This is a genomic window from Parabacteroides sp. MSK.9.14, assembly GCF_019041495.1.
In the GTDB taxonomy this organism is placed as follows: Bacteria; Bacteroidota; Bacteroidia; order Bacteroidales; family Tannerellaceae; genus Parabacteroides; species Parabacteroides merdae.
In genome coordinates this window covers 1-1594 of the sequence record NZ_JAHPXO010000107.1, presented here as the reverse complement: position 1 = coordinate 1594, position 1594 = coordinate 1, and the positions used below count along the sequence as shown (strand labels likewise).

Below are 1594 nucleotides of genomic sequence, written 5' to 3'. Positions count from 1 at the left end.
CCTCAAATCCGCAACTACGCGCCTAATATGATACAGAAGCGAAAAGAATCTGCATCGTTAGTAAAAAGGGGGCACAGTGCATCGAATGTCACCATAAAGACATATAAATGCCCCTTACCCCACCATGCGACTTGAGGCAATACGCAAAATCACGACTATAAGTTGTCGGTGTTATCCAAAGTCATTCTGGAACACATTGGCATAAGCATTGTTGCATGAATAGATATTCAGCACATACTTCCTTGATGTCCTGACCCATTTGGCTGGCACAGAGATGAACTTAAAGACAAACGTCTTGATGCGGCTTGTTGCTTTGAGTCCGAACCTCTTCACGTCAAGCCTCGCCATGATGAATTTATAGAAGTTGCGTATGAGTGCCATAAGCAGAAGAAACACCGTGTTTTCTCCCATAAAGGATTTTGGAAGCCTGTTCCAGCCGAATCCGTTATTCATATCATCGAAGATGCGTTCCTTCCCTCCACGGAGGTTATAGAATTCGACAATCTCTTTCTCGGAAGACTCGTAGTCATTTGTAAGGATGCAGCGGTAGGTGTATTCTCCTTCCCACAGGTCGAGTTCGCCGTCTATCCGCTTCTGTCTTTGAATCACAAGACGGTATGCCTTCCCTTTCCATTTCTCGATGAGAATGGAGGCCAGCTCAAACTCAATGCCGCCCAATTCCACTTTCTTCCAACCTCTGAGGGCAAAGATGTCATTGTAGAGCGAACTGCATCGGTTAGCACGGATATAGAAGGTCTTGCAGTGTTTAGCAATCTCTTCCACTATCTCTTCAGAACACGAGCCGCAATCAGCTCTGAAACGGTTGATAATAAGCTTGTTTTGTTCAAACCTTTCAAAGAACCTCTTCAGCGTGTCCTTCTGGTGGAAACGGACATTTGTGTTGCCGTCGCTGTTCTCAATGCCGACAATCAAGTTGCCAATAACCGCCACGCCAGGGCGATAACCAAGGAACTTCTTGTATGTAGGCTTCGCATCAAACTTCTCAGCCTCTATGAACTGGTGGTCGAAGTCAACGTCATACCCCTCGCCCTCTTTCAGCTGCCCTGTGGACAATAGGCAATTGAGGAGCAGTGTATTCAGCTTGTCTGCCGTGTTGAAGTCGTAGGTCTTGCCAGTGTCGGATGTGTAGGAAATGTTATCCTGGGTCAGTTCCTTTATGGCTCTAATAATCGTGTCGGCACTGCATGTGCGAAGTGTCGGATGAAGCGAAAGGTGGTACATCAGATGAGTGGTGACATCCTCGATGCATGAGCCGCCACAAAAATAAACGCTCATAAGCGAACGGATGATTTCGCTGTATTGATAACCATACAGCCTGCATCTCATACCGAGGGTTGAGTCGATTACAGATGAGAGTCTGGAGTCAAATTGCTCCATTATTGAAAATATTCCTCCAAAAGGAGTGAGTTTCTCGGATTTAATTGCTACCTTTGCCATGTCTGTCGGGTTTGATACATATTTTGATTTGCAACACTAAGATAGGTGAAAAATCTGACATGGCAAATTCCTGAGCAACTTTTTGTTGCTCAGGTACTTATAAATAAAGTTAAATCAAAGTGTTGCGGAATTAAGG

General features: G+C 45.0%; 1 protein-coding gene. It reads right to left on the bottom strand.

Features of this window, described 5'->3' with window-relative positions; all coding sequences use genetic code 11:
- Positions 1 to 171: 171 nt before the first annotated feature.
- Positions 172 to 1458: an IS1380 family transposase gene (locus KTG12_RS21290; RefSeq protein ID WP_195592151.1), complete on the bottom strand. Its 1287-nt coding sequence runs from the start codon at positions 1456 to 1458 to the stop codon at positions 172 to 174.
- Positions 1459 to 1594: the final 136 nt, after the last annotated feature.